This is a genomic window from Conexibacter sp. S30A1 (genome assembly GCF_023330665.1).
Classification (GTDB): domain Bacteria; phylum Actinomycetota; class Thermoleophilia; order Solirubrobacterales; family Solirubrobacteraceae; genus Palsa-465.
In genome coordinates this window covers 473,491-496,399 of sequence record NZ_CP097127.1, presented here as the reverse complement: position 1 = coordinate 496,399, position 22,909 = coordinate 473,491, and the positions used below count along the sequence as shown (strand labels likewise).

Annotated in this window: 26 protein-coding genes and 1 pseudogene; 11 read left to right on the top strand and 16 right to left on the bottom strand. The window is 66.5% G+C overall.

The window, feature by feature from the left end; genetic code table 11:
• Window positions 1-88: 88 nt before the first annotated feature.
• A complete protein-coding gene (locus tag M3M54_RS02485; protein ID WP_249020602.1) occupies window positions 89-946 on the top strand; it encodes a sigma-70 family RNA polymerase sigma factor in 858 nt (285 codons plus the stop codon).
• A gap of 52 nt (window positions 947-998) precedes the next feature.
• Window positions 999-1,415, top strand: a complete 417-nt coding sequence (locus M3M54_RS02480) for a YdeI family protein (RefSeq protein WP_371878636.1) — start codon at window positions 999-1,001, stop codon at window positions 1,413-1,415.
• Between the two features lie 53 nt (window positions 1,416-1,468).
• Here the strand turns inward: M3M54_RS02480 and M3M54_RS02475 are convergent, their stop codons facing one another.
• Window positions 1,469-2,056, bottom strand: a complete 588-nt coding sequence (locus M3M54_RS02475) for a pyridoxamine 5'-phosphate oxidase family protein (RefSeq protein ID WP_249020600.1) — start codon at window positions 2,054-2,056, stop codon at window positions 1,469-1,471.
• On the opposite strand from M3M54_RS02475, the gene M3M54_RS02470 reads away from it, so the two are divergent.
• Complete coding sequence (locus M3M54_RS02470) at window positions 2,049-2,684, top strand: class I SAM-dependent methyltransferase (protein ID WP_249020599.1); 636 nt, start codon at window positions 2,049-2,051, stop codon at window positions 2,682-2,684. The two genes, M3M54_RS02475 and M3M54_RS02470, sit on opposite strands and share 8 nt — an antisense overlap.
• A 436-nt stretch (window positions 2,685-3,120) precedes the next feature.
• Here the strand turns inward: M3M54_RS02470 and M3M54_RS02465 are convergent, their stop codons facing one another.
• Entirely contained in the window at window positions 3,121-6,111 is a 2,991-nt protein-coding gene (locus M3M54_RS02465; protein ID WP_249020598.1) for a LuxR family transcriptional regulator, read from the bottom strand.
• Window positions 6,112-6,505: 394 nt separating this feature from the next.
• Window positions 6,506-6,844: a hypothetical protein gene (locus tag M3M54_RS02460; protein WP_249020597.1), complete on the bottom strand. Its 339-nt coding sequence runs from the start codon at window positions 6,842-6,844 to the stop codon at window positions 6,506-6,508.
• Window positions 6,845-6,886: 42 nt separating this feature from the next.
• On the opposite strand from M3M54_RS02460, the gene M3M54_RS02455 reads away from it, so the two are divergent.
• Together M3M54_RS02455 and M3M54_RS02450 are read left to right on the top strand one after the other, a co-directional pair.
• Window positions 6,887-8,644 (top strand): IS1634 family transposase, encoded by a 1,758-nt coding sequence (locus M3M54_RS02455; protein WP_249019039.1) that lies wholly within the window; start codon window positions 6,887-6,889, stop codon window positions 8,642-8,644.
• A 428-nt stretch (window positions 8,645-9,072) separates the two neighbouring features.
• Window positions 9,073-9,225 carry a hypothetical protein gene (locus M3M54_RS02450; protein ID WP_249020596.1) on the top strand — a complete coding sequence of 51 codons (153 nt, stop codon included), beginning with the start codon at window positions 9,073-9,075 and terminating at the stop codon, window positions 9,223-9,225.
• Window positions 9,226-9,659: 434 nt separating this feature from the next.
• Here M3M54_RS02450 and M3M54_RS02445 read toward each other — a convergent pair whose 3' ends face one another.
• The 4 genes from M3M54_RS02445 to M3M54_RS02430 form a co-directional block, all read right to left on the bottom strand.
• Window positions 9,660-10,907, bottom strand: a complete 1,248-nt coding sequence (locus tag M3M54_RS02445) for an IS4 family transposase (protein WP_249018978.1) — start codon at window positions 10,905-10,907, stop codon at window positions 9,660-9,662.
• Between the two features lie 48 nt (window positions 10,908-10,955).
• Entirely contained in the window at window positions 10,956-11,771 is an 816-nt protein-coding gene (locus tag M3M54_RS02440) for a reverse transcriptase N-terminal domain-containing protein (RefSeq protein WP_249020595.1), read from the bottom strand.
• 709 nt (window positions 11,772-12,480) lie between these two features.
• Window positions 12,481-12,762, bottom strand: a complete 282-nt coding sequence (locus M3M54_RS02435; RefSeq protein WP_249020594.1) for a type II toxin-antitoxin system RelE/ParE family toxin — start codon at window positions 12,760-12,762, stop codon at window positions 12,481-12,483.
• Window positions 12,759-13,025, bottom strand: a complete 267-nt coding sequence (locus tag M3M54_RS02430) for a type II toxin-antitoxin system Phd/YefM family antitoxin (protein ID WP_249020593.1) — start codon at window positions 13,023-13,025, stop codon at window positions 12,759-12,761. Before M3M54_RS02430 ends, M3M54_RS02435 begins: the two co-directional genes overlap by 4 nt.
• 204 nt (window positions 13,026-13,229) lie before the next feature.
• Between M3M54_RS02430 and M3M54_RS02425 the strand changes: the two genes are divergently transcribed.
• Both M3M54_RS02425 and M3M54_RS02420 read left to right on the top strand, forming a co-directional pair.
• Entirely contained in the window at window positions 13,230-13,799 is a 570-nt protein-coding gene (locus M3M54_RS02425; RefSeq protein ID WP_249020592.1) for a TetR/AcrR family transcriptional regulator, read from the top strand.
• Window positions 13,796-14,791 (top strand): DMT family transporter, encoded by a 996-nt coding sequence (locus tag M3M54_RS02420; protein ID WP_249020591.1) that lies wholly within the window; start codon window positions 13,796-13,798, stop codon window positions 14,789-14,791. Before M3M54_RS02425 ends, M3M54_RS02420 begins: the two co-directional genes overlap by 4 nt.
• Before the next feature lie 410 nt (window positions 14,792-15,201).
• Here the strand turns inward: M3M54_RS02420 and M3M54_RS02415 are convergent, their stop codons facing one another.
• The 6 genes from M3M54_RS02415 to M3M54_RS02390 all read right to left on the bottom strand — a co-directional run bounded on the left by M3M54_RS02415 (window position 15,202) and on the right by M3M54_RS02390 (window position 20,408).
• A complete protein-coding gene (locus tag M3M54_RS02415) occupies window positions 15,202-16,473 on the bottom strand; it encodes a YfjI family protein (protein WP_249019416.1) in 1,272 nt (423 codons plus the stop codon).
• A complete protein-coding gene (locus M3M54_RS02410; RefSeq protein ID WP_249019415.1) occupies window positions 16,470-17,285 on the bottom strand; it encodes an ExeA family protein in 816 nt (271 codons plus the stop codon). Before M3M54_RS02410 ends, M3M54_RS02415 begins: the two co-directional genes overlap by 4 nt.
• A gap of 3 nt (window positions 17,286-17,288) precedes the next feature.
• A complete protein-coding gene (locus tag M3M54_RS02405; protein WP_249019757.1) occupies window positions 17,289-18,656 on the bottom strand; it encodes a DDE-type integrase/transposase/recombinase in 1,368 nt (455 codons plus the stop codon).
• A gap of 51 nt (window positions 18,657-18,707) precedes the next feature.
• Complete coding sequence (locus tag M3M54_RS02400; protein WP_371878586.1) at window positions 18,708-19,103, bottom strand: helix-turn-helix domain-containing protein; 396 nt, start codon at window positions 19,101-19,103, stop codon at window positions 18,708-18,710.
• A gap of 895 nt (window positions 19,104-19,998) precedes the next feature.
• Complete coding sequence (locus tag M3M54_RS02395) at window positions 19,999-20,211, bottom strand: type II toxin-antitoxin system HicB family antitoxin (protein WP_249020590.1); 213 nt, start codon at window positions 20,209-20,211, stop codon at window positions 19,999-20,001.
• A complete protein-coding gene (locus M3M54_RS02390; protein WP_249020589.1) occupies window positions 20,208-20,408 on the bottom strand; it encodes a type II toxin-antitoxin system HicA family toxin in 201 nt (66 codons plus the stop codon). Before M3M54_RS02390 ends, M3M54_RS02395 begins: the two co-directional genes overlap by 4 nt.
• A 177-nt stretch (window positions 20,409-20,585) precedes the next feature.
• Between M3M54_RS02390 and M3M54_RS02385 the strand changes: the two genes are divergently transcribed.
• The 4 genes and pseudogenes from M3M54_RS02385 to M3M54_RS16875 form a co-directional block, all read left to right on the top strand.
• Complete coding sequence (locus M3M54_RS02385; RefSeq protein ID WP_249020588.1) at window positions 20,586-20,813, top strand: type II toxin-antitoxin system HicB family antitoxin; 228 nt, start codon at window positions 20,586-20,588, stop codon at window positions 20,811-20,813.
• Window positions 20,810-21,004, top strand: a complete 195-nt coding sequence (locus M3M54_RS16880; protein WP_371878615.1) for a type II toxin-antitoxin system HicA family toxin — start codon at window positions 20,810-20,812, stop codon at window positions 21,002-21,004. The genes M3M54_RS02385 and M3M54_RS16880 overlap by 4 nt, the downstream gene beginning before the upstream one ends.
• A gap of 209 nt (window positions 21,005-21,213) precedes the next feature.
• The gene (locus tag M3M54_RS02380; RefSeq protein WP_371878614.1) at window positions 21,214-21,531 is read left to right on the top strand and encodes a DUF433 domain-containing protein; all 318 of its coding nucleotides are present in this window, start codon (window positions 21,214-21,216) and stop codon (window positions 21,529-21,531) included.
• Window positions 21,528-21,689, top strand: a pseudogene (locus M3M54_RS16875) (DUF5615 family PIN-like protein); the annotation flags it as partial. The gene M3M54_RS02380 and the pseudogene M3M54_RS16875, both read left to right, overlap by 4 nt.
• Window positions 21,690-21,780: 91 nt before the next feature.
• Here the strand turns inward: M3M54_RS16875 and M3M54_RS02375 are convergent.
• From M3M54_RS02375 to M3M54_RS02365, 3 genes are all read right to left on the bottom strand, one after another.
• A complete protein-coding gene (locus tag M3M54_RS02375) occupies window positions 21,781-22,050 on the bottom strand; it encodes a hypothetical protein (RefSeq protein WP_249020586.1) in 270 nt (89 codons plus the stop codon).
• 118 nt (window positions 22,051-22,168) lie between these two features.
• On the bottom strand, window positions 22,169-22,579 hold the full coding sequence (locus M3M54_RS02370; RefSeq protein ID WP_249020585.1) for a type II toxin-antitoxin system VapC family toxin: 411 nt from the start codon (window positions 22,577-22,579) through the stop codon (window positions 22,169-22,171).
• Window positions 22,576-22,791 (bottom strand): AbrB/MazE/SpoVT family DNA-binding domain-containing protein, encoded by a 216-nt coding sequence (locus M3M54_RS02365; RefSeq protein WP_249020584.1) that lies wholly within the window; start codon window positions 22,789-22,791, stop codon window positions 22,576-22,578. The genes M3M54_RS02370 and M3M54_RS02365 overlap by 4 nt, the downstream gene beginning before the upstream one ends.
• Between the last annotated feature and the right edge of the window lie 118 nt (window positions 22,792-22,909).

The window sequence follows — 22,909 nt, the reverse complement described above, 5'->3', positions numbered from 1 at the left end:
CCTAGCTGACGTGTGCCGCGGCGTGAATGTGACAGCGGCCGGGTTGTCACATTCCCGGGCTGGCGCACGTCTAAGGTATGTGGACCCCATGAATCCGGCGGATTTCGATGCGCAGCGGCCGCGGCTGGCGGCGATCGCGAGTCGCATCCTCGGCTCCTCCACCGATGCTGAGGACGTGGTGCAGGAAGCGTGGCTGCGCCTGTCGGTGACCGACGGCGTGGAGGACCTTCCGGCCTGGTTGACGACCGTGACCACGCGGCTGTGCTTGGACCATCTCCGTAAGCGACACACCCGAACGAGCGTCGAGGAGCAGGTCTCGGCCGAGGTCGCGACCGCGGACCGCGCCAGCGACCCGGAGGGCGACGCAGTGATCGCCGAGCGGGTCAGCGACGCGATGCAGGTCGTGCTTGACACCCTCGCGCCGGCGGAGCGAGCCGCCTTCGTGCTGCACGACGTCTTCGGGTATCCGTTTGAGGAGATCAGCATCGTGCTGGGACGCTCCGGCGCGGCCGTGCGCCAGATCGCCAGCCGCGCCAGGCGCAAGGTCCAGGGCATGCCCGAGTCCGCGACAGAGCACGTCGCGAGAGCCGAGAGCAGCCAGGTGGTCGAGGCGTTTCTGGACGCGGCGCACGGCGGCGATCTCCCGACCTTGCTGTCCCTGCTGGCACCCGAGGCGATCATGCACACCGACCTGGCCGGCCAGGACCTCGGTGCCAACCCCGTCTACGAGGGCGCGGCCGCGGTGGCGGCCCGCTTCGACGGTGCACAGGGAGCCTCCGCCGTGACCATCGACGGTGAGCGCGCCGGGGCGTGGATCGTTCGCGGTGCGGTCAAAGTCGCCTTCCTGTTCCAGGTCGAAGCAGGCTTGGTGCGGGAGATCGAGCTGATCGCCGATCCCGAAGTGCTCGCCACGTTGGAGATGGCTTCCGTTGCCGGACAGGGATGAGCGGGACGGTCGCGTGATCAGGGTCTCCTGCACCGTCGAGCCGCCCGAACCGATGCGAGGCCTGGAGATCCCCGCCGACCTCGTCGACGCGCTCGGCGCCGGCAAGCGACCGCGCGTGACCGTGACGATCAACCACCATTCGTGGAAGACCAGGGTCGCGATCATGCGCGGCCGGTACCTGATCGGCCTATCCAACGCCAACCGCCGGGCCGCCGGCGTCGCGACCGGCGATGTCATCGAGGCCGAGATCGAGCTCGACACCCAGCCCGCGGTCGTCGTTGAACCGCCTGATCTCGCGGACGCTCTCACCGCCGACCCGGCAGCCCGGGCCGCCTATGACCGCCTCACGCACAGCCGCCGGCGTGCCCTGGTCCATGCGATCGACACCGCCAAAAAGCCCGAGACGCGTCAACGACGGATCGAGCAGACCATCTCCGCCCTACACGCTCCAACGCCTGAGGCACGCTGACGGGCAGCGCTCGCGTCCCAGCCGGAGGCTTCCCTCTGCCTCCCTGCTCGGAGTCAGACCAGCCAGCGTCCCTCCCTCATGAGATCCCGACCGGCGATCTCGTTGGCTTCGCGCCATGCCTGCACCCTGATCGGCCGCAGCACGAACAACACAAATCCGGGGCTCTGGCGCGGATCCCAGTCAGCCTGCACGGCATAGACCGTTCCCAGCGCCTCATCGACCGTGGCGGCGAGCTCGCGCTCACGGACGGCATCCATCATCACCACGTTCCTCGTCGGTCCAAGCCCGAGACGCGCGTTGGGACGATCCCTGAGGTCACGGGCGGTAGCCGAGTTGCTCCGCACCGCGATGACGGCACGCTCGTCGATCCACGCCAGCGACAACGGAACGAGATACGGAGCTCCATCGTCCGAGGCCGTCGCGACCCACACGTCCACGACGGCGCCGCGCAGCATCGTCAGCGTGTCCGTCTTGCGAGCCGCCCGACTGCGAGCCTCCGCCGTCGCTGCGGGCAGCTCTCGGATCCGAACGATGTTGCCCGCAGGATCCAAGAACGCGCAGTCGCGTCCTCCGAACGAGCGCTCGATCAGATACTGCGACTGATCGGAGTCGGTGTTTGGGACACTCGTGCGCGTGGTCAATCAGCCGCCAGCCTTCGCGCGCGACATAGCGACAGGCGACTACTACGAACAGCGCGCCGATGAGTACGACGAGTGGTATCTAGGCGAGGGCCACTTCGCCGCACGTGATCGCCCCGGCTGGCACGAGGAAGTCGGCCACATCGTCCGCCTCGTCGACGATCTGCCAGCAGGTCGCACCCTGGATGCAGCGTGCGGGAGCGGGTTCCTGACGCGTCATCTTCACGGCCTTGTTGTCGGCATCGACCAGAGTCCCGCGATGGTGTCCCTAACGCAATCGCGCTTGGCAAACGGTGTCGCAATGGTCGGTGACGCCCTCAGCCTGCCGTTCGCCGACACGGCCTTTGATCGCGTCCTGACCGGCCACTTCTACGGTCATCTCCCCGATGATGAGCGCGCCGCGTTCCTGTCTGAGGCAAGCCGCGTAGCCAGCGAGCTGATCGTCATCGACTCTGCGATGCGGCCAGGAGTTGCGGCTGAGCAGTGGCAAACCCGAGTTCTCAACGACCGCTCAGAACACCGGATCTTCAAGCGTTACCTCACAGGGTCCCAACTATCCGAAGAGCTCAACGGAGCCGAGATCCTCTTTGACGGGAGCTGGTTCATCGTCGCGCGCACGACGTGGGCGTAAACCGCTTCCGATCGACACCTGCATCGCGCATGAGACAGGCATCCAGGCTGGTTCCTCGAACCACCTGCTTTGCGCGGGATGCGCGTCTCAGCCGCCCCTGCCCGGCAGTCATTCAGGTCTCGAGCGGCCACCGGTCTCGAGCACCGCGCAAGGCAGGGCACTTGTCGATCCCGAGGAGATGCACGGAGGTGGGTAAATGCAGGTCTTTGCCGGTAGCGCTGCGCGACCGAGTTAACGGTTCGTCTTGCTTTCGCCCGACATTGCGGAAACGGGTTCTCCATCTCGGTGCAGTAGCAGGACCCACCGCTCACGGATCGTCATAGACGGCTGTGGCGCGTGAGAGCCTATCTGCCGCCTTGCCGAGCGGCGCGACGGCCATCACTCACCTCGAGGAAGGCGCTGTCCTGCGTCGGGCCAATGCTGATGCTTGGGACGCTTACTGCACTGAGATGGAGGACCCGTTTGCGGAATGCGTTCTCGGTGAGAGCAGGGGTCCGCGCGCGGCCTCCGGTTGGTGCTCGCGGCTGTCGGCCGGTGTTGCTTGCTGACCGCGCCCCAGCGCCTCGGGCAGGCCTGCGCGCGAGCTGATGTTGAGCTTCATGTACACGTGTCCGAGATGCGTCTCGACCGTCTTTCGGGTCACGAACAACGCTTGGGCGATCTCCGTGTTAGACATTCCTTCGGCGGCCATGCGTGCCACCCTCCGTTCGCTCGCCGTCAGCGAATCAAGGCCAGAGACCACGAGCTTGCGCGGTCGAGCGCCGCACGCGAGCAGCTCCTCGCGAGCACGCTCAGCCAGCGGCCTGGCGCCGCAGCGATGCGCTAGGTCCATCCCAGTGGTCAACGGAACGCGGGCCTCCGAGCGGCGATTGGCACGGCGAAGCGCCGAGCCAAATTCGACCAGGGCGTAAGCCAACTCGAGCTTGCGGGGACCCTGGCCGAGTTTGTCGACCGCGGTCCGCAGGTGGTGGAGCCCGTCCTCGCCACCCTTGACGGTACCGAGCACGGTGAGCGCGATGCCCTCAGTACTGGGAAGCTGGAACGAGCGACCGCGGTGGAGCTCGGCTTCAGCGAGCTCAATCGCCCGCTCGCGGTCGCCGGCGGCGTAGATGGCGACGGCGGGACTGAAGCGAAACCCCCGGCCGGGCGCAGCGCCACCGTGGGTGATGTCTCGGCGGATCGCCTCCTCGGCGTCACGGTGGCCATCCTCGCTACGGCCCTGCGCAAGCCGCAGCGCTGAGCGCGCCAGGTGCAGCGCGAGACCCGCCGTTGTGCGCGAGCATGCCGCGCTCGCAACGCCGTAGTCGCAAAGTAGGGCCTCGGCTTCATCGTGCCGACCCTGCTCGACAAGCGCCAGGACAAGGTATGCCAATGCGAGCTCGGTGCTCAGCGTGCGCTCGTGCGGTAGCGGAGCGAGGGCGCTGCGAGCTGCCGACTCCGCCTCGCTGAGGTTGCCGCGCATCTGCTCAAGCCGCGCAGCGACACTCCACGCCCAGGCAGAGGCGACGGGAGATCCGATCTCTCGCGCCTCGGCCAGCATCGCGTCGAGCAAACGGTGCGCTTCGTCGTGTCGTTCTGTGAAGACCAGGCACACCGGGGCGTACGCAGCGCTTAAAGCAGACTCAGCTGCCTGTTCTTTCAGGATCAGCCCGCCGGTGGCGGCGCGTAGGGCCAGGGTGGCAACCTCGGCGGCGGTGCCCCGACCAGAGAGCAGGCGGTGGTATGCCGCGCCCGCCAACAAGAGCCGCTCTCCGGGCGTTTCGCCACAGAGACGCGGCACCAGGGGATCGATCCGCTCGCCGGCGCGGCTCGCCAGCTCGTGGTCATAGACGCTCGCAATGAGCAGGTCAGCCTCGAGCCGGAGCCGGTCTTCGCTCGCGTCGGGAGGTAGCGCCTCAATCGCCCTCTCCAGTACTGCCGCCGCGTGCTTCACGTCTCCGGCCGCGGTCAGTGCGGTGGCCAGCTCTCGCGCAGCCTCCGCGCGTCGCGCGCGTTCGTTGAAGTGCTCGTGCGCCTCATACAGGTACCGGGCCGCGGACGGATCCCCCGCCAGCCTGGCCGCCCGCCCAGTCTCGAGCAGAACGCCGGGGCGGTCTGATTCCGGGGGCGGCTCCGTGAGTGCCCGACGAAGCAGCATCAGCGCCGCACGAGGCGCGCCGCGGCGAAGCGCACGGGCTGCGGCGCACCGGAGGCGCTCGACCACAGAGGGGTCCCCACCGGGCTCTGTCTGAACGAGGTGAACCGCAGCGCGGTCTGGCTCGCCCGCCGCCTCCAGCACCTCCGCCGCCCGACCGTGCTCGAACTGCCTCCGGCCCTTCGCGATGTCCTCATAGACCGCCTGGCGAAGGATCGGGTGGGCGAAACGCAGCGGCCTGCCCGATGCCAGCACGGACGCCGCCGTGAGCGCATCGGCGGCCGCCGCCGCCCGGTCGGGCTCCAGACCCGCGAGCGCGGCCGCATGGCGAAGATCGGTGTCAGTGTCCAACACCGCCACCGCCTGAGCCAGCGACACCGCCTCGGGCCACAACTTGGCCAGACGGCCCATCACGCTGCGGGAGATCGACCGCGGACCCAGCCGACCCACCAGCTCGGCCTCCGCATCAATTGGCCGTGCCCCCTCGACGGCGAGCGCCCGCAGAAGCTCGAAGAGCAAGAACGGGTTGCCGCCGGTAGCCGCATGACAGGCCTGCGCGAACCGATCGCCTGGAATGCCGCTCAGCGCCACCGCAATCAACGCCCGTGTCGCATCCTTCGACAGGGATGCAAGCGAGAGCAGCTCCACCCTGGGCAGATCATGAATGGCATCCAATAACTCAGTCGGGGCGGCAGGCTGGGCGGGCCGCAAACCGAGCGCCACCAGGGCAGGCACCCCCTCCAGCCTCCTGGCCAGGTAATGGAGGAACCGAAGTGTCGCCGGATCGGCCCAATGCGCGTCATCCACCACCAGCACGACCGGGCGTTCCTCCGCCAGGTTCGCCACCAGCCAGTAAAGACCATGGTTGACGGCCAGTTCCGCGTCGGCCCCCACCAACGGCCCGGGAGAGCCCTCACCCAACCCCAACCCGGTTTCCGCCAGCTGCGCCGCCCCGGAGAACGCTCCCTGCCTGCGTTCCGGCGGTTGGCGCAACAGCGGCTCAAACAACTGGCGCACCACCCCATGCGGAAACTCGCGCTCGAGCTCCCCACCCCGTGCGGTCAACACCAGCCATTCCTGTGCCACGGCACAATCCCGAAGCGCATCGAGCAAGGCGGTTTTTCCTATCCCCGCCTCGCCCTGCACCACCACGAGCCGGCCCTCTCCGCTGCTCGCCTCTTTAAGCAGCCGGTCAAACCGCCCGAGCTCCGACTCGCGCTCCAGCAACGCTACGTCACCGCGCCGCGCGCCATCCGACTGCGCCCACACCCCCGATGATTTTGCCCCGGTCACAGCCGCTCCTGTTAGATCGATTCTGACAGATCCCCAGGATTAGGATTTAGGATCTGTCGTGGCGGAAATGAGCTGGAGTGCGCCCGCCCTACACCGCCGGGCTCACGTAGCTCGCTGGCCTTCTCCACGCCCGATCCGGCCGGAGGTCGGCGCTGACGCCGCGGTGGGCTCGATCCCGAACAGCATCTCGCCTGGCTCCCGGTTCGCCCAGCGGATGCCGATCCGCTGCCCACACCAACGCATCGACCAGCCTCGTGCCGCCGAACGGCACCGGTGGACGGCACTCGGGCGTGGACGCTGCCTGCTGGCGGCGAGCCACCCAAGCGGTCGGCCGGGAAATCTCAGGGTGCCACCCCGACGCGAAGCCATCCAGGCTCGTCCGATGATCCCATGATCAAAGCACCGGACAGCCCGTGTACGACAGGCCCGCACCCAAAGGAGATTGATGTTCAACCAGAACCTTCATATGGCCCTCGCCCAGGCGCACCAGGAGGACCTTCGTCGCGCCGCTGAGGCGGCCCAGCGAGCGGCCGGATTGCCACGCCGTAAGCGGTTCACCCGCTTCGGGATCGGCCGGATGCCGTGGATCGGCCGCGTCAGTCCCACCCACCGCGACGGCACGCCGGTTGTCGGCGTGACCACAAACCGATAGCCGGAAGTTTTCGTAGGTTCTGAGCCGGATTGCCTGTCGTTGCGGGCGGTCCGGCTTCTTTGGGCTGGCGGTTGTAGCCAAAGAATAGTTGACCGTAGCGGGATTTGCCGGTAATCTCTGCTTATGCCGAGGCGGTCTGAGGGAGCGATTCATGTAGCCAGGATCAAGTCCAGGTACAAGGATCGGGAGTATGAGTCCCACATCTTGCGGCGCTCCTATCGCGAGGATGGGAAGGTCAAGCACGAGAATCTCGGGAACGTCTCGCACCTTCCGCCTGCCGCGCTTGAGGCGCTGCGTCGCGCGTTGGCTGGGGAGACGCTCGTCTCGGCAGAGGATCGCTTCTGTGTTGAGCGCTCGCTGCCGCACGGGCATGTCCAGGCGGTGCTGGGCACGTTGCGTTCACTTGATCTGGAACGGCTCTTGTCACGCGAGCGCTGCCGGGAGCGGGACTTGTGCGTGGCGATGATCTGTCAGCGGCTGATCGCTGCAGGGTCGAAGCTGTCAGTCACCCGGCTGGTCTCCCAAACGACGCTTGCCTCAGAGCTTGAGCTCGGGACAGTCAGCGAGGCTGAGCTGCTCTCGGCGATGGATTGGCTGCTGGAGCGCCAGGACCGCGTGGAGCGGACCCTCGCGCGCCGGCACCTGAGCCACGCGCACGGCAGTGACATGGACGGCTTTGTGCTCTATGACCTGTCATCAAGCTATCTGGAGGGCCGCCACTGTGAGCTCGGGGCGATCGGGTACTCACGCGACGGGGTGCGCGGCAAGCATCAGATCGTCTACGGGCTCTGCTGCTCACCCGAAGGCCGGCCGGTGTCAGTGCGAGTATTTGAGGGCAACACCGCTGACCCCGCAACGCTCCAAGACGCCGCTGAGCGGGTCAAGGACACCTTCGGGGTCAAGCACGTCGTGTTCGTCGGCGATCGCGGGATGATCACTCACGCGCGGACGGTCGAGCTCAAGCAGCTCGGGGTCGGGTTCCTGTCCTCCCTGCGCGCACCGCAGATCCAGAAACTGACTGTGGCGCCCGGCTATCAGCTCTCGCTGCTGGATGAGACCGGCCTGTGTGAGATCGAGAGCCCGGAGTTTCCCGGCGAACGGCTGATCGTGTGCCGCAACCCCGCCGTCGCGGCCGAACGTGCCCGCAAACGCCAGGCGCTGCTTGAGGGCACCGAGACCGAACTTGCGAAGGTCAAGAACATGGTGCAGAACCCCCGCGGCCGACTGCATGGCGCAGAAGCGGGAAAGATCGGTGAACGTGCCGGACGGATCATCAACCAGAAGAAGATGGCCAAGCACTTCACCCTCACCATCACCGACGGCCAGTTCGCCTACCAACGCAACCAGGCACAGATCGACGAGGAGGCCGCGCTTGACGGGATCTACGTGATCCGCACCGACCAACCCGCCCAACGGCTCGGCGCCAGCGCCGCAGTCCGCGCCTACAAGCAACTCAAAGTCAACGAACGATCGTTCAAACAGATGAAACACACGCTCGAGATCCGCCCGGTCCACCACCGCCTCGCAGAACGCGTTCGTGCGCACGTGTTCCTCTGCATGCTCGCCCGTCACGTCCAGTTCGAACTCGAGCAGCGCCTCGCCCCGATGCTGTTCACCGACCCCGCCCCGCACAGCCCAACGGACCCGACCCGCCCTGCTGAGCGCTCACGCTCCGCGACCCACAAAGCCAGCCGTGCCGGACAGCCCAGCCCCAGCGAGCATCCCGCCCACACGCTCGCTGATCTGCTCTCAAACCTCGCCACGATCTGTGAGAACACGATCCGGATCGGTGACACCAACACGAGGATCGTCAAGCACACCGAACCGACCAGCCTGCAAGCCAAAGCGCTCGAACTGCTCGGCCTCACCACCAACAAGTAGCCAAGCAAAACCCCGCCCGGAACCGCGCGCGCCCAGCGATTCCAGGCGTTTTCACGCCCTGGAACCGAAAACTTCCGGATAGCGAGCGCATGTACAGGTCAGCAGCCTCGGGACCTGTGACCGGATCGTCGGCCTTCCCGCTTGCTGGCGAGCCTATGTCACGAACGCCCGGGCGAGGATTCTTCACATATGCCGATCGCATGTCGTTGATTTGATTTCTCGCGACATCGAATCAGTGCGCAGCGCGCTCGACGCGATAGACGGCCTTACATGAGGTTCCCGGAGGACGTGGTCGTCCCCGGTGACAGCCTCAGGTCGTATGAAAGATTCCCTATCGGGCCAAGCGGTCGCCGGGGAGACACGGAACCGCAAGGCGGGACCAACAACGCCGAGCACATCTGCCGCGGCAAGCTCGGGAGGAGGGCGCAATGATCATTCTCGACGCAATTCTCATGAAGCTGATCGCCACCGGGATCGTCTCGCTCCTGGCGTGGAGCATCTGCACTCAGCTCAGTACCGCCGCGCCGGCTGTGAGCACCTCCGCACCCGCCGTCGTTTGCGGTTCAGCGTGCGGCTCGTGACGCTGGACGACCCCCAGATCGTTCCCAGCGCCAGAATCGCTCTCTAGCTCCATCACGCCTGCCGGGCCAACGGCGGCCATATCTCTCCTTCGGCCGCCTCGGCCCGGCTTGCTTCATCACGGGCCCTGCCCAAAGCAACCTGAGATCGGCCCGCTGCTCCGATCGAGCTGTAGCGGTCAACTCGGCGCTGTCGTGGCCGCTCCTCTCTGGGTGGAGCAGAAGCGACTGGCGTTTGCCCGACAGCCTGCTGACCGCGCTTAGGAGCAATACCGTTAAGTTAAGCCGCTAGGATGGTGATTGAGTCCTCGGGCGGGTTGGTTGGTTGTGGCCGGTCGCGGTGCTCGGGGCGTTTGACTGCCCAGTTGCTCATCTTGCGTTTGATCACGCGCGGGTTGGCGCGCAGGCGTCGTTCGGGGAGCGGCTCGTGGAGGATCTCACTGATCGCTTGCTGTTGGGCGGCGGCGATCGTCTGGGGGGGAAAATCCCGGGTGGGATCTGGTGCTGCGACGGGCGGCGCGGAGGCCTCTGGTGAACGATAAGCGGTCAGGGTCGATGTCGGCTCGGAGCGCGGCGTCGTGCATCAGCCGGCGGATCGCGTAGTGAGTGCACAGGTAGCCGTAGGCTTCTTGGTAGATGCCGGCGGGTTGCTTGGAACGCAGCACGACGCGCGGGCCGCGCTGGTGGGTTTTCAGCTCGTCGAGGGTGCTCTCCAGCTCCCAGCGCTCGCTGTAGAGCGCGGCGAGCTCGGAGGCGGGCGCCCGGTCTGGGTCCTCGATCGTGCACAACAGCCGGTAGCGCTCCTCGGCCTGCGGCACGCCGGGATCATCGATGCCGTACTCCACGACCCGCACCTGTGCGCCGTCGCGATGGGCGTGACGGTCTGAGAAGGAGTACACGGTGGACAGATACGAGCCGTCGGGAAGCGGTCGCTCGCGCGGCAGGACCATGTTCGACTTCACGCGCCAGAGCAGCTGCGCCCCGGCACGTCGGGCGTTTTGGAAGCGCTCGAAGCTGTAGAAGCCACGGTCGGCCAGGCACAGCATTCCGGGTGAAAGCGCCCCCAACAACTGGTCGGTCAGCTCCTGCTCAGAACTGGTGTACGGGCCGAGCGCCGCGCCGGTGATCGCGTGCGTCCCGCATTCGGACAGCGCAACCAGACGCAACTGCGGGAACGCTCCCCCACCCTCGCGCCGTGACGAGCCAGGACGCCCGAACGCCTCGTCATTCGCGGCCGTGTCGGGCACATCCAGACACGTCCCGTCGAGGCTCATCAACCGCAGACCGCGATAGAACGCCCCGCGCGTCGCCGCTGCAGCCAAGGGCGAGCAGGCGGCCCCGAACAACAACTGCAAAGGCTCGGACCCCAGCCGCTTGCGCGCCATGAAGATCGCCGGCTTGCTCGGCACCTCCCACGCCCGCTGCCAGCCCGACTCCCACGCCAACCCCTCGACCAGCAGGCGCATCACCTCCTCATAAGAGGAACCCGAGAACAGCGCCATCGCCAGCACGTAGTAGACAACCACCCGCGCCGGCAGCAACCGCTGCCGGCGCTCCACGCGTCCAGCTTCGGCGACCACCGCGTCAACCAGCTCCGGCGGGAATACCCGCGTCAGAACACCGATAGAGATGTGATCCGAGAGCCGCTGATCACTCGCAGGCTTGACCCAACCAGCACGAGGCACGCGATAACGATAACCCCACCCCCGGACACTAACTTAACGGTATTGCGCTTAGGAGGGCACACCGTAGGGGTCTTTATGCGCAGCTGCGCATAACCCGCCCTGAGGAACGCCGTCCTCGGTGCGATGCAGCCGACCTTGCACAACCACGCCAGCCTTCAGCCATGCCCGGATCATTTCCCTCGCGGGGAACGAGCCGAGCTGGTCGAGGATGTGATCGTGGGCGATCAGGTCGAACGCCGATGCCAGGTCCGCGTCCAGCGCCCACAGCCGCCGCGCGCTCTTGCCCTTGGCGGTCAGGTGGATGGCTTGTACCGCGTCTTGGCATCCGCGGCCCGGCCGGAATCCATAGGACCTCGGCTCAAACCGCGCCTCCCACTCGGGCTCCAACGCGTTGACGACCCGTGCTTGGTGCACGCGATCGACGATCACGGGGATCCGGAGCGGGCGCCGCTTGCCACCCGGCTTGGGGATGTACACCTGCCTGACCGGCATCGCTGTAAACGGCTCGGCGTTCTGCTGAACCCTGTCGACCAGTTGGATCTTGGCCTCCGGGGTCAGCACGACCTCGCCGTCCACGCCTGCCGTCAGACGACCGGCGTTGCGCTCCGTCACCCGCCGCACGCTGATCAGCGTGTTCGCGCGCGAGCGGAGCATCAACTTCTGCAACCGGCGGACCCTCGAAAGGTCCCCCGCCTTCGACGCCGTGAAGATCCGCTGCCGCAACCGCCGTACGTCCGCCTCCGAGCGCCGCCAATCGATCTGGCGCCAGCGCTCGGCGTCGTCCTCTGGTCCACTCACCGTGACCGTGGTCATGGCGTCCAGCTTGTCCTCGGGTTCCGGGATCTCGGTCATCTTTCTCTTCACAGGCTCACCTGACCGCGTCAGCACCCTTTCGAGTCCGGGCACCAGCCCGGTATCCGGCCAGTTATCCGAGACGACTGGCAGAGGGGCCAGCCATTCATGTCCCGGTTTCCTGCTGCCTTTCGGCCACCGGCATTCGCTTCTCGGTCATCCCACTCCCGCCAAGGGGTCGGCTCTCCTCACGGTCGGCCCACCGACCCACACAGGGCCGGACCCGGACGGGGTTACCGCGTTCCGCACGCACGAGCTGCGACCGGGGTGGGTGCCCCCTGTGCCCCGAGGACGACGGTGCTCATCCCGGACTGAGGCGCGTTCTCAGCCGGCGCCTGCCGCTCCACCACGGCTAGTCCCTAAACCCCGCCACAACATCCCACCATGCGAGGCTCCGCTTCACGAGGCATCAAACAGGGGTTCACGTCGTTCACCCGCGCGGTCTTCCCCTCGCCCACGCCACCGGGATGAAACCAGCAACGCTTCGGCTTCCCCCTGAGCTCAGCACCCCGTCGTTACCGGCAGCGCACATCAGGGGCGGGGACAGGCCATCGAGCACGGACCTGGAACTACTCGCTCACATTTCTCTGATCCTCCAGTCCGGGTAGTTCACTCGTGTCGTGCGACTTCGCGTCGCACCGCGCATGGCGGGTCAGCTGGTTCGACGACTGCGATACCCGTCTTGGTGGCAGAGTAGGGCTGGGGGGTCGGCTTCGGCGGGTCAGCGTGGTCGGTAAACGTCGCTGCGGTGCTCGATGCGCAGGACGATGACCTCGCGTGGGTTCTCGCGGATCCGGTAGAGCACGCGATAGCTACCACGTCGCGCTGACCAGATTCCGGCCAGCTCACGACGCAGTTGCTTGCCGACTCTGCGCGGCTCTCTGATCAGGCTGGCGGTGAGGAACTCAATGACGGCTGCTGCTACCGGCTCGGGCAGCTGCTCTGAGATCGCTCTGGCGGCTGGTGGCGTGACGATGAGCTCGTAGTGGCCGTCGGCGCTCACGACTGCAGCGCACGGACCGCGTCGATCCCGCGGAGCACGTCGCCGCTGGCGTATGCGGCGTCGGCCTCGCGGATGTCGGCGAGTGCTGCTGGGTCGCTGAGAACTGAGAGGGTTTCTTCGAGTTCCGCCAGGTCGGCTGCGCTCATCAGCACAGCTGCGTCACGGCCGTTGCGGGTGATCACCACCCGGTCGTGCTCACGTTCGACACGGTCGACGATCTCTGAGAGATGGTCTCGGACGGTTCGCAGAGGTTCAGTGCTCACGCCACAATTGTGGCGCACGATTGCGACCTGGTCAAGCGATGGGCTGGTCCTCGGCGCCTTCCGCGCGAGGTGGGTGCGAGGGCGACGGTCGGCGGCATTCTCGCCAACCAGGAAAGCGAGTGCTGACGACGGTGCTTTCGCTCCTATGACGGCGGTGGCTCCGGCGGTCTTCCGAGAATAGGTAGACCCGTCTACCTAATTGATATGCTTTTTGGCGTGGGACTGGCGAAAGAGAAACTGTTGGAGGCCGCGAGCAGGCGGTTCTATGCCGAGGGGATCGCCGCCACCGGGATCGACGCGATCATCGCGGAGGCGCGGGTGGCGAAGATGAGCCTCTACAACAACTTCGCCTCCAAGGACGAGCTAGTGGTCGCCTATCTCGATCGGCGCCACGCCGAATGGCTGGGTCTGCTCGAGGAACGCACGCGGCGCGCCGGCAGCGCGACAGGGGAAGTGCTGGCGGTCTTCGATGCGTACCTCGATCACGCGGCCCTCGCCTACGTGCAGGGGTTTCGGGGGTGTGGGCTGCTCAACGGGGCGGCCGAGCTTCCCACTGGCCATCCGGGACGCGAGGCGGTTCGCGCCCACAAGGATGAAGTGCGCCGTATCCTCACCGAGCGCTGCGCCGCCGCGGGCGCGACCGATCCCGAGCAACTCGGCGAGCACCTGTTCCTCATCCTGGAGGGAGGCGTAGTGAGCGCCGGCATCGAGGGCAGCCCCGAACGGCTGAAGCGCGCTCGCAGCCTCGCCCGGCTGATCCTGGCCGAGAAATGAACGAGTCCAGCACCGCCGAGTCGGCGATTGCCCGCGCACGCACGCCCGTGGCACGGCGTGCAAGCGCAGAGCGCTCGGCGCCTGCCCTTCGAGCAAACGCGGGCACTTGGTCGGTGCTGGGAGCAGCCGTGCTGTGGGGGACGACTGGAACGGCCGCGACGTTTGCTCCCCGCAGCGCCAGCTCGCTGGCGATCGGCGCCGCGGCGATGGGGATTGGCGGGATCGCTTTGTTCCTGGGTGCACGCCGTGCTGCGCTTCGCCTGATTACCACCCGCGCTGGCGGGCGGGCGCTCTGGCTCGGCGCTGGCTTCGTTGTGGCCTACCCACTGGCCTTCTACACGTCGATGGCGGATGCCGGCGTCGCGGTCGGCGTCACACTCTCAATCGGGGCAGCGCCGATTGCAGCGGCACTGATCGAACGATTCCGCCACGGCCGCCGCCTCACCAGACGATGGGTGGCGACCGTAGCCATCGCGCTCCTCGGGGCGGCGCTGCTCGGGACCGGCCGCGCCGAGCTCGCGCACCACATGCAGCTGCTAGTCGGGGTCATCCTCGCGCTCACCGCGGCCTGCTGCTACGCCGGCTACACGGTCGCCGCCTCAGACATCATCGCCCGCAGCGCCAGCTCCCGCGCGACAGTCGGCGCGTTGTTCGGGCTCGGCTCGTTGGTACTGATTCCGATCCTCCTGATCACCGGCTCGACGCTGCTCACGAGCAGCCGAGGCATTCTCGTCGCCGGGTACCTCGGCCTGATCCCGATGACCATCGGGTACGTCCTGTTCGGTCACGGTCTGCGAACCACCACGGCACGCGACGCGACGCTCCTCAGCCTGCTGGAGCCCGCCGTGGCGGCTGCCCTGGCTGCCCTCGTCGCACACCAACATCTCTCCCCGCTCGGCTGGTTAGGCCTCGGCCTCGTACTCGCCAGCGTGCTCCTTCAAACACGCTCCAACCAGCGCGGCGCCACCAACGCACCTGCCGCTGCCCCTTGACACAGCAGGGCAACCTCCGCCTCCCCGACGTCAGAGCACCGGGTTGAGCGCTCGGCCCTGGGCGAGCCAAAACAGACCTACTCGCGGTGAACCGAAAGCAGCACCGCTGTGTTGAGCGCCGTTGATTTTCGGGACGGTGATGCTTTTGTTCGGCGGCATCGGGGGGTGGGGTACGAAAGAAGAAGTAAGTCCGGGGTGGGGTCCCGGGCTGACGGCTGATCGGCTCGCAATGAAGGGCGGTCAGGGTCGTGGGCTTGCGGTTGCTTGTCGCGCGTTTGTGACCGCTTCGCTTTCGCTTTTGATCGCTCGCCATGAGGTGCTCAGGTTTCTGAGTGACCGGTCTGGTGGCGCGGCCGGGTGCTCGGCGAGCGATTCGACCCACTCGCGCGTGGCGGTAGGCAGCCGGCCGGTTATGTCCCGCTGCTGCTGGCGGCCCAGAGCTGGGCGGGTCGTCCGCCGGTCGGGATCTGGGTGCTGTGGACGCGGTGGGCGGCGTGCAGGGCTTGGAGGGCGTGGTCGATCTGCCCGGCGGGCTGGTTGTGGTTGAGGGTCTGGCTGATTTGGCTGCGGGTCAGTCCGCCGGGATGGTTTGTGAGGATGGTGTGGATCTGTTCGGCGAGTGGCTGACCGGTCGCACCGGTGAGCGCCCATGCTGCGGACCGGGTGGCGTAGTCCTGGAGCGCGAGTGCGGCGCTCAGGTGCGGGCTGCCGATCTGGGTTTTGCCGTCAGCGAGGGCGTAGAGAAGCGCGAGGCGGATGACGTGCGCTTCGGCGCGGGCGGTGATCTGGCCGATAATCCCGGCCTGTGGCTGGGCGAGTGTGCGGTAGGCGTGATGCCACATCTCCCGGGCGTCGGGATCAAGCTTGATCTGGCCGGCTGTGCGTGCTTGGCGTAGCGCCGTGGCGAGCAGGCGATCAAGGCCGGTGCCGGCGAGGGGGTCAGGTTCGCCGCCTTCTGGGAGCAGGCGCTGGCGGCGGCAGCAGACGATCAGGATCCGGTTCAGATACCCGTTGGAGAGCTCTGCCTGGGTTATGTGGCGGCGCAACTCGTGTTGGGTGATGTGACCGATTAGCGTGATGTGCGCGGTGCTGGCGCGCGCCGGCGCGGTGCGGGTCAGGATCGCCAGTGGCCGTCCATCCCACGCTGAGCGCAGAGTTGGTGAGAGTGTCGAGATCTCACGGCTTGCGGCCTTCAATACTGACGCGAATTCTGGTTCGATCACCAGCAGCCGCTGATCAGGGTGACCGGGATCCTGGCCGGCTGGGTCACGGACCGCCCAGATCAACCCCTCGCCACTGGATAGGCCGGTGAGAATCCGTGAGTCGATCGACGTGTCGACACTGACCAGAAGCCGACGGACATGATCCCAAGATGACCCCTTTCTCGCCTTCGCGCTGTCACCGACCAGCAGCATGAACTCGTTGGTGTGATGGCGGGTCGCTTCGACTTGGAACCACGCGCCACGACCGATGGCGGTACCGAACCCGACCAGCAGCTGGGTGAGGATCGCGACCGGGTCAGCCTCGGTGTGCGGGGCGACGCGGCCCACGATCTCGCCGAGCAGCTCGTGGTAGACGGCGGGTGCTGGTGCTTGCGGCCAGCCTGGCGGTGCTGGCAGCAGCCCGCTGTTTGTAGGCTGATCCTCCGGTGGCGGGTCAAGCAGCGACAGGGTGGCGGTCATTCGGCTGAGACCTCTGTGACGGCGACCCGTGCCGAGCTCTCATCCACGATCGCCTTGTTTGCCGCGAACGCGGCAACCAGCGCCGCGACAGCGAGGTTGTTGATCAACCTCGGCAGACCACGGGACGTGGTGTGGATCAGGCTGATCGCATCATCGGAGAACAGGGTGTCCGAGCGGCCCGCGAGCGCCAAATGATGCTGCACATAGCTTCGGGTCTCTTTCAGGTCGAGGCCGTTGATCGTGTAACGCACCGCGATCCTCTGGTCCAGCGCGGTGAACGTGCCGTTGCGCAGCCGACGCCGAAGTGTGGGTTGGCCGAGCAAAAGCAAACAGAACGGGGCGGTCTGGTCCATCCCCATGTTTGACAAACACCGGATCCCCTCCAGGCTCTCCGCGTCAAGCAAATGGGCTTCATCAATGATGATCACGACATGCTTGCCACGCTCCGCGCTCTCGGCGGCGAGCATCTCTTGGGCTTGGGGGATCAGAGCGGCGTGATGGAACCTAGGGGTGGCGCCCAGGGTGTTGATGATCAGCCCGTAGATACCGCGCAACCCGACGCCGGGGGTTCCGAGATAAAGCACCGTGTGCCTTGAGGCATCAAGGCTCGCCACAGCGGCGCGGGCAGCAACAGTTTTGCCGGCGCCGCACTCCCCGCTGATCACACCGATCGCCTGCTCACTGATGCACCACGCCATCCGGGCGACCGCCTCAGCATGCGAGCCATGGGCATGCAACATTCCCGGTGCCAGATCCTTCCCGAACGGCATGCGTGTGAACCCGTAATGGGCGCGCAACCTGTCAATACTCACTGCTCATCCCTCCTGCTTTTGGTTGATGTCACGATCCTTCTCGCCGTCGCCGTCGCCGTTGTTTGTGAGGCTGGCGTAGTCGATCCGCTGACCACCCAGCTCAGCGTCGCGCTGCTCAGCCAGCAGCTTCAGGTAGTCGATCCCTGTGCCGGCCGGTGGTGGCGGCAGCTCCCGCTGGGCTTGTGGGTGGGTGCGGCGGCCGATCACCAAAGGTGTGGCGGTCCCCATCGGGCGATGCTGGTAGCGAACCTCGATCATCGTGAGATCGAACGGGTCGAACACCAACTCGACCTTGCAGCCGGCGAGCGCGGCGTTGACCTCGTATTGGTTGGCGTAAAGCGACACGGTCGCGGTCTTCGTGACCGTCCGTTCCTGACTCCACAGAAACGCTTCGCGCAACAGCGCCGGGGTCGGCAACTGGGGTGCGCCCGCCGCATCAAACCGGGCCAGCGGGGCTTGCTTGGTCTCTGAGTGCACCCGGCGGTGATAAACGACCTCCACCCACGCGGAGAACCGACGGTTCAGCTCCGCCAGCTCGATGCCATCATCGATCTCCACCAGGAACTGGTCGCGCACGGTCCGGAAGAAGCGTTCGATTTTCCCTTTCGTTGTCGCCGCCCTCGGGCTTGCGTGAATCAGCCTCACACCAAGCACCGCACACGCACGAAATAGCTGTGAGGACACGAACGCCGAGCCGCGGTCAACCAAAATCTGGCCGGGCACCCCACGGCTCATCAACCCGGCACGGAGCGCGGCCTCGAGGCGGAACACATCCTCACCGGTCCCCCACCGCCACCCGGTCAGCAGGCGAGAGTGATCGTCGATAAACGCGACGAGCACCGCCCGCGCGGCGGTGCCGGCGAGCCTGGGGCCATGTAACCCGTCCCCAGTCCACAGCTCATTCCGGGCAGCGGCTTCGAACCGGCCATAAACCTTCCCTGCAGTGTGACCATCACCCCTGACGTTCAACCCGGCACGAGCCAGATGCGTCTGCAATGTCCGCAACCCCGGCACGTCCTCACCGTCCTTGACGCTGGCGAGCATGATCTGCCTGACCTGCGCGGCGGTTCGCTCCGGCCGCTCACGTTTCAAAGCGAACGCCAGCTCCAATGTCTCGGCCGGTGTCCTGACCGGGACGACCCGCCGCCGGGGAAGCAAAGCCTCGAACCCGCCGCGGCGATAAGCACGAATCCACTCATCCAGAGTGCCGCGCGCGACCCTGACGAGCTGCCCATCAGGCCCGACATGCTCACGCCCAGCCAGTGACCGAACGAGCCGGCCACGCTCAGCTTTCGACAACCCCTCATCGGCGGCGTCACGAATCAGGGTGTAACGAAACAGGCCGATCTCCCGGCGACGATCCTCATTCACCTCGTTGCTCTCCCGCGCTCTCGTTCATCCGAAGCGCAGGAGCGTCTCAGCTCACGCCGCCCACGGGAAGGCGGGAGCTCGTGTTGCCAACAGCACCCCGCCAGACAACCTGGACACAACCGGCCACGGATCCACCGGACCGAACCTCAAAACCCACGCCCTGGCCGTGACTGCGATCGCTTCCAACGCGTCCGCGACCACGCTCCCAGCCGGCATGATCGGCCCGAGCTCCGGGTCCAGCACGATCGCGCACCGCGTGAAATGCTCCCGAATCACATCCGCCCGCGCAGCGAACCGGCTCAACCAGCCCCGGACCGTGTCCGCCGGCAACCCCAACCACCCAGCGATCCGGCGATACCCCTGCCCAGCAACGCTCGCCTCAACCGCCGCGCCGATCACAGCCACCTCGTCCCGACGACGCAACAACCCGATATCAGGCAACAGCACATGGGTCCCCAGACACCCCCGGCACCTGGCCCGCCTGGGCACCAGCCGCCGGTCAGCACCCCGACAGCGCAACACCCGCTCCCGGCCATGACCCCACGGCCCCAACACCGCCCGGCATAACGGACACAACAACCCGCCAGCCAACAACTCAGCCTCGACCACGGCAGGCTCTGCACATACGATCAACATCGGGGTGCCACCTCCGGCATCCAAGAGAGCCCTCCCGGCAACCGCCAAGCTGACGGGAGGGCTCTCGCGCGTTCACAAACGCGCCAAGCCTGCCACCATCGCAGCAAACATGCCGCCGATGAACGGCGCCACCCACACCGCGCGTGCCGGATTCAAACGGCGCTCAACACCGCTGGCCCGGACCACCGACGCACCCGGCACTCGCCAATACACCGCATCTTGAGGACGACGAATCGTCGCCGATGCGATCGTCAGGGCGGTGCCAGCGCGTCAGCGAAAGCGCTACTGCTGCTGAGCCTGCGCATAGACTCGGGACTGTGTCTGTGCACCTCTTCGCGGGCCTACGGGTGCGCAACTATGTGGCCGCGCTGAGGTGGTAGGAGAAGCTTCTCGGGCCGCCGACGTTCTTCCCGCACGAGACTGAGGCGGTATGGACGGTCGCTGAGGATCAGTCCGTCAAGGATCACGAGATCTCCCCAGGTGTGATCATGGTTTTTCCCCACCTGTGATCGCGGGTCGGAGTGCGTTGATGGCGTCGCGGTGTATCGCGATCCCGACGGCAACGAGTTCTGTTGCGGCGCAGCTGCCTAACCGCCCACGCGACACCGGCCGCGATGTCTGCCAAAGCTCAAGCTTGGCGTGTTGTCGACGCTGAACGCGAAAGGCAATGCTCAGGTGGCGTCCGGCGCCCCTGGCCCCTCAGGGACTAAGCGGCTACGGTGCCAGCGATGTGGTGGGGCGCTGGCAATCCGAGACCACGCTCGGAGAGATCCTCGGCGTAGGCGGCCAGAGCCTCCTCGATGCCAGCCGCTACCTCCTCGCGCGTCGCGCCAAGCGCAACGACCCCAGGAACGTCCGGGAGGTAAGCCCCCCACTCGCCGTCCTCGGCCTGCTCGTAGATGACCACGTACTCGCTCAACGCAAATGCTCGGGGCCGGTTGCCTTCCTGATGCTACCGAGCGTCCCAACCGGCACCGTCGCACTGCCCTTGCCCGCGACGACGATCCGCTCGGGCCGCTGCGGATGCGCCCACACCTCGTGCGAGCCACGCTCGTGGACAACCTCCCAGCCGGCTTCCTGCAGCGCAGCACGAACCTCTCGGTACTTCTTCGGCACCCATCCAGACCGTACGCGCCGATCCGGACACGGCTCGCGCTGAGCCGCAGGCACCGAACGTCGCCAGACCAATCGCTAACGGTTGAGAGGTTCGCAGGTGGAAGCGATCGTCTGTGCCCCTGGCTCTGGTCGAGGTACGCCTCAGACTCCGGTCGGTGCTGCGTTACCGTTCTGCAGATGAGCGCGCTGAAGTTCAACGTGGTCTACGAGGACGCGGGCGCGGGCTGGGTGTATGCGCACGTGCCCGAACTGCCCGAGGTTCAGACTCAGGGCGAAGACCTCGAACAGGCACGGTCGATGGTGCTTGATGCGATCTCGATGGTGCTTGACGAGCGTCGTGCCCGCGGCGAGAGCATCCCGCAGCCGGGGTGGGCGCTGGTCGAGTCCGTTGAGATTGCTGCGTGAAAAAGCGCGACCTCGAGCGACCCCTCCAGGACCACGGTTGCCGGCTCCTTCGAGAGGGCGCCAACCACGAGCTGTGGGAGAACCCCACCACCGGGGATCGCTCGATTGTTCCGCACCACCGTGAGATCAAGGCTCCGACCGCTCGCGGGATCTGCCGCCAACTATCGATCCCGCTTCCACCGGCCCGATGATCAGCGAGTCGCCGTGTCCTGGGCTCGGCATGGCGGCGAACGGAATCACCACCCTACCGAGCCCGAGGTTTGCGGTGCCGTGGCCAAGCGATAGCGACGACTCGACGTCCTCCTACGAGTCCTATCCGGGCCAAGGAATCGTCAGCCCCGGAGCGCACGGAGCGCTTCTACGTCGCTGATGCACTCGCGGTTCGGAATCTAGCTCCACGATGAAAGGGATAGCGAACCGTGCCGGGTGTTACCGGACGAGCGCTTGGTCGAGATCGTCCGGAACTGCCCGAAGACGCGGCGAGCCTTTGCGCATGACGTTTAAGCGGATCACGGTTGAACCGGGCCAGATGGATGGTGTTCCTTGCATCCGGGGTATGCGGATCGCGGTCGCGACCGTGGTTGGGATGGTTGCGGAGGGCATGACTGAGACTGAGATCGTGGAGGCCTACCCGGACCTCGAGGCGACAGACGTCCGAGAAGCGCTGCGCTATGCCGCCGAAACGGCTCGCGAGCGTGAGCTTCCGCTCGCAGGCTGAGGTTTCTGATCGATAACGCGCTCTCGCCTGCGGTTGGCGAAGCGCGCGCTGCTGCCGGGCATGACGCCGTGCACGTCCGTTCGCTGCGGATGCACGCCGCCCGCAACGAAGAGATCTTCGACTTGGCGGCTCGTGAGGGCCGCGTCGTCGTGTCGGCGGACACCGATTTGACACCCTGCTCACAGCCCGAAAGAGCGCCTCGCCGTCCGTGCTCCTGTCCCGCCACGGCAGTCAGCACCGTCCCGCCGATCAGGCGGCGCTGCTCGAGGCCAACCTGGCGCAACTTGTTGCGGCTTTGGCCACACACACGCCGAGGAGATCTACCTCATCCTCCACGGCAGCGGCAACGCCAAGCTCGCAGACGACATCATCCCGGTCCGACCGTTCGACGCCATACGCGTCGACGCGCAGGTCGCACGCGCTTTCGAAGCCGGGCCTGACGGCCTCGAGTTCGTCGCTCTCGGTGCCCACTACGTCGGTGGCGGAGAGCCAGTCGAGGAGCCCTGGGTCAAGTAGCACGGGCTCGCCATGCGCCTCTGAGAGATCCGCTCATCGCAGGCGCGCGTCGTCACCTCGCACAGCTACCGATCGTCAGGCGCAACCGCGCGACGGGCGCCCTCGGGCTCTCGCGTTGCAGTCAGGGCGAGATGAGATGGGTGCCGGGGATGTAGCGCGCGATGCGGGTGGGGTCTCGTGTAAGCAACGGGCGGCCCGTCACGGCTGCATGAGCACCGATCAAGAAGTCGGGCAGAATCGCCTGACGGCTACCGCCTGCGCGGCGGTACTCGGCGTGAGCATGACCGGCCAGGAAGCTGGCAGCCAGTGGGATCTCTTCGATGACGCACATCGACGGCAGTGCGTCGCGCAGTCGCTCGACACGCGAGAAGCGCGGAGCGATCTCGGCGAGCACGACGGCGTTGAGCACCAGCGCCCCACGCCCTGCGGCCTCGCTCAATCGCGCTTGTGACCACGCAAGCCAGGTCTCATCCTCGGTGAACACGTCCAGCAGAACGCTGCTGTCCACCACCGTGCCTGCGGTCGCGCTCACCCGCGAGTCAGCGCAAGGATCGCGTCAGTGCTCAGCTCGATGTCGCCGGCGCCGCGGATACGGGCTATCTCTTCCGCGGCTCGTTCACGGTCGGGAACCAGCCTGGCAGTGCCGTCGTCAAGTTCGAAGCGAACCTCGGTCCCCGGTGCGATCCCGAGCGCGCGACGAACCTCAAGCGGGATCGTGACCTGCCCTTTTTGAGTGACTCTCACGTCAGTAATACTAGCGAGTCTTACCAGCCCCGGAGGCTGGCCCCCTTGGTCGGCTATCGCCTTTGCGAATCCACACCGTTCAACCACGCGATCGCATTGGCGAGGAGCCGGAGAAGAT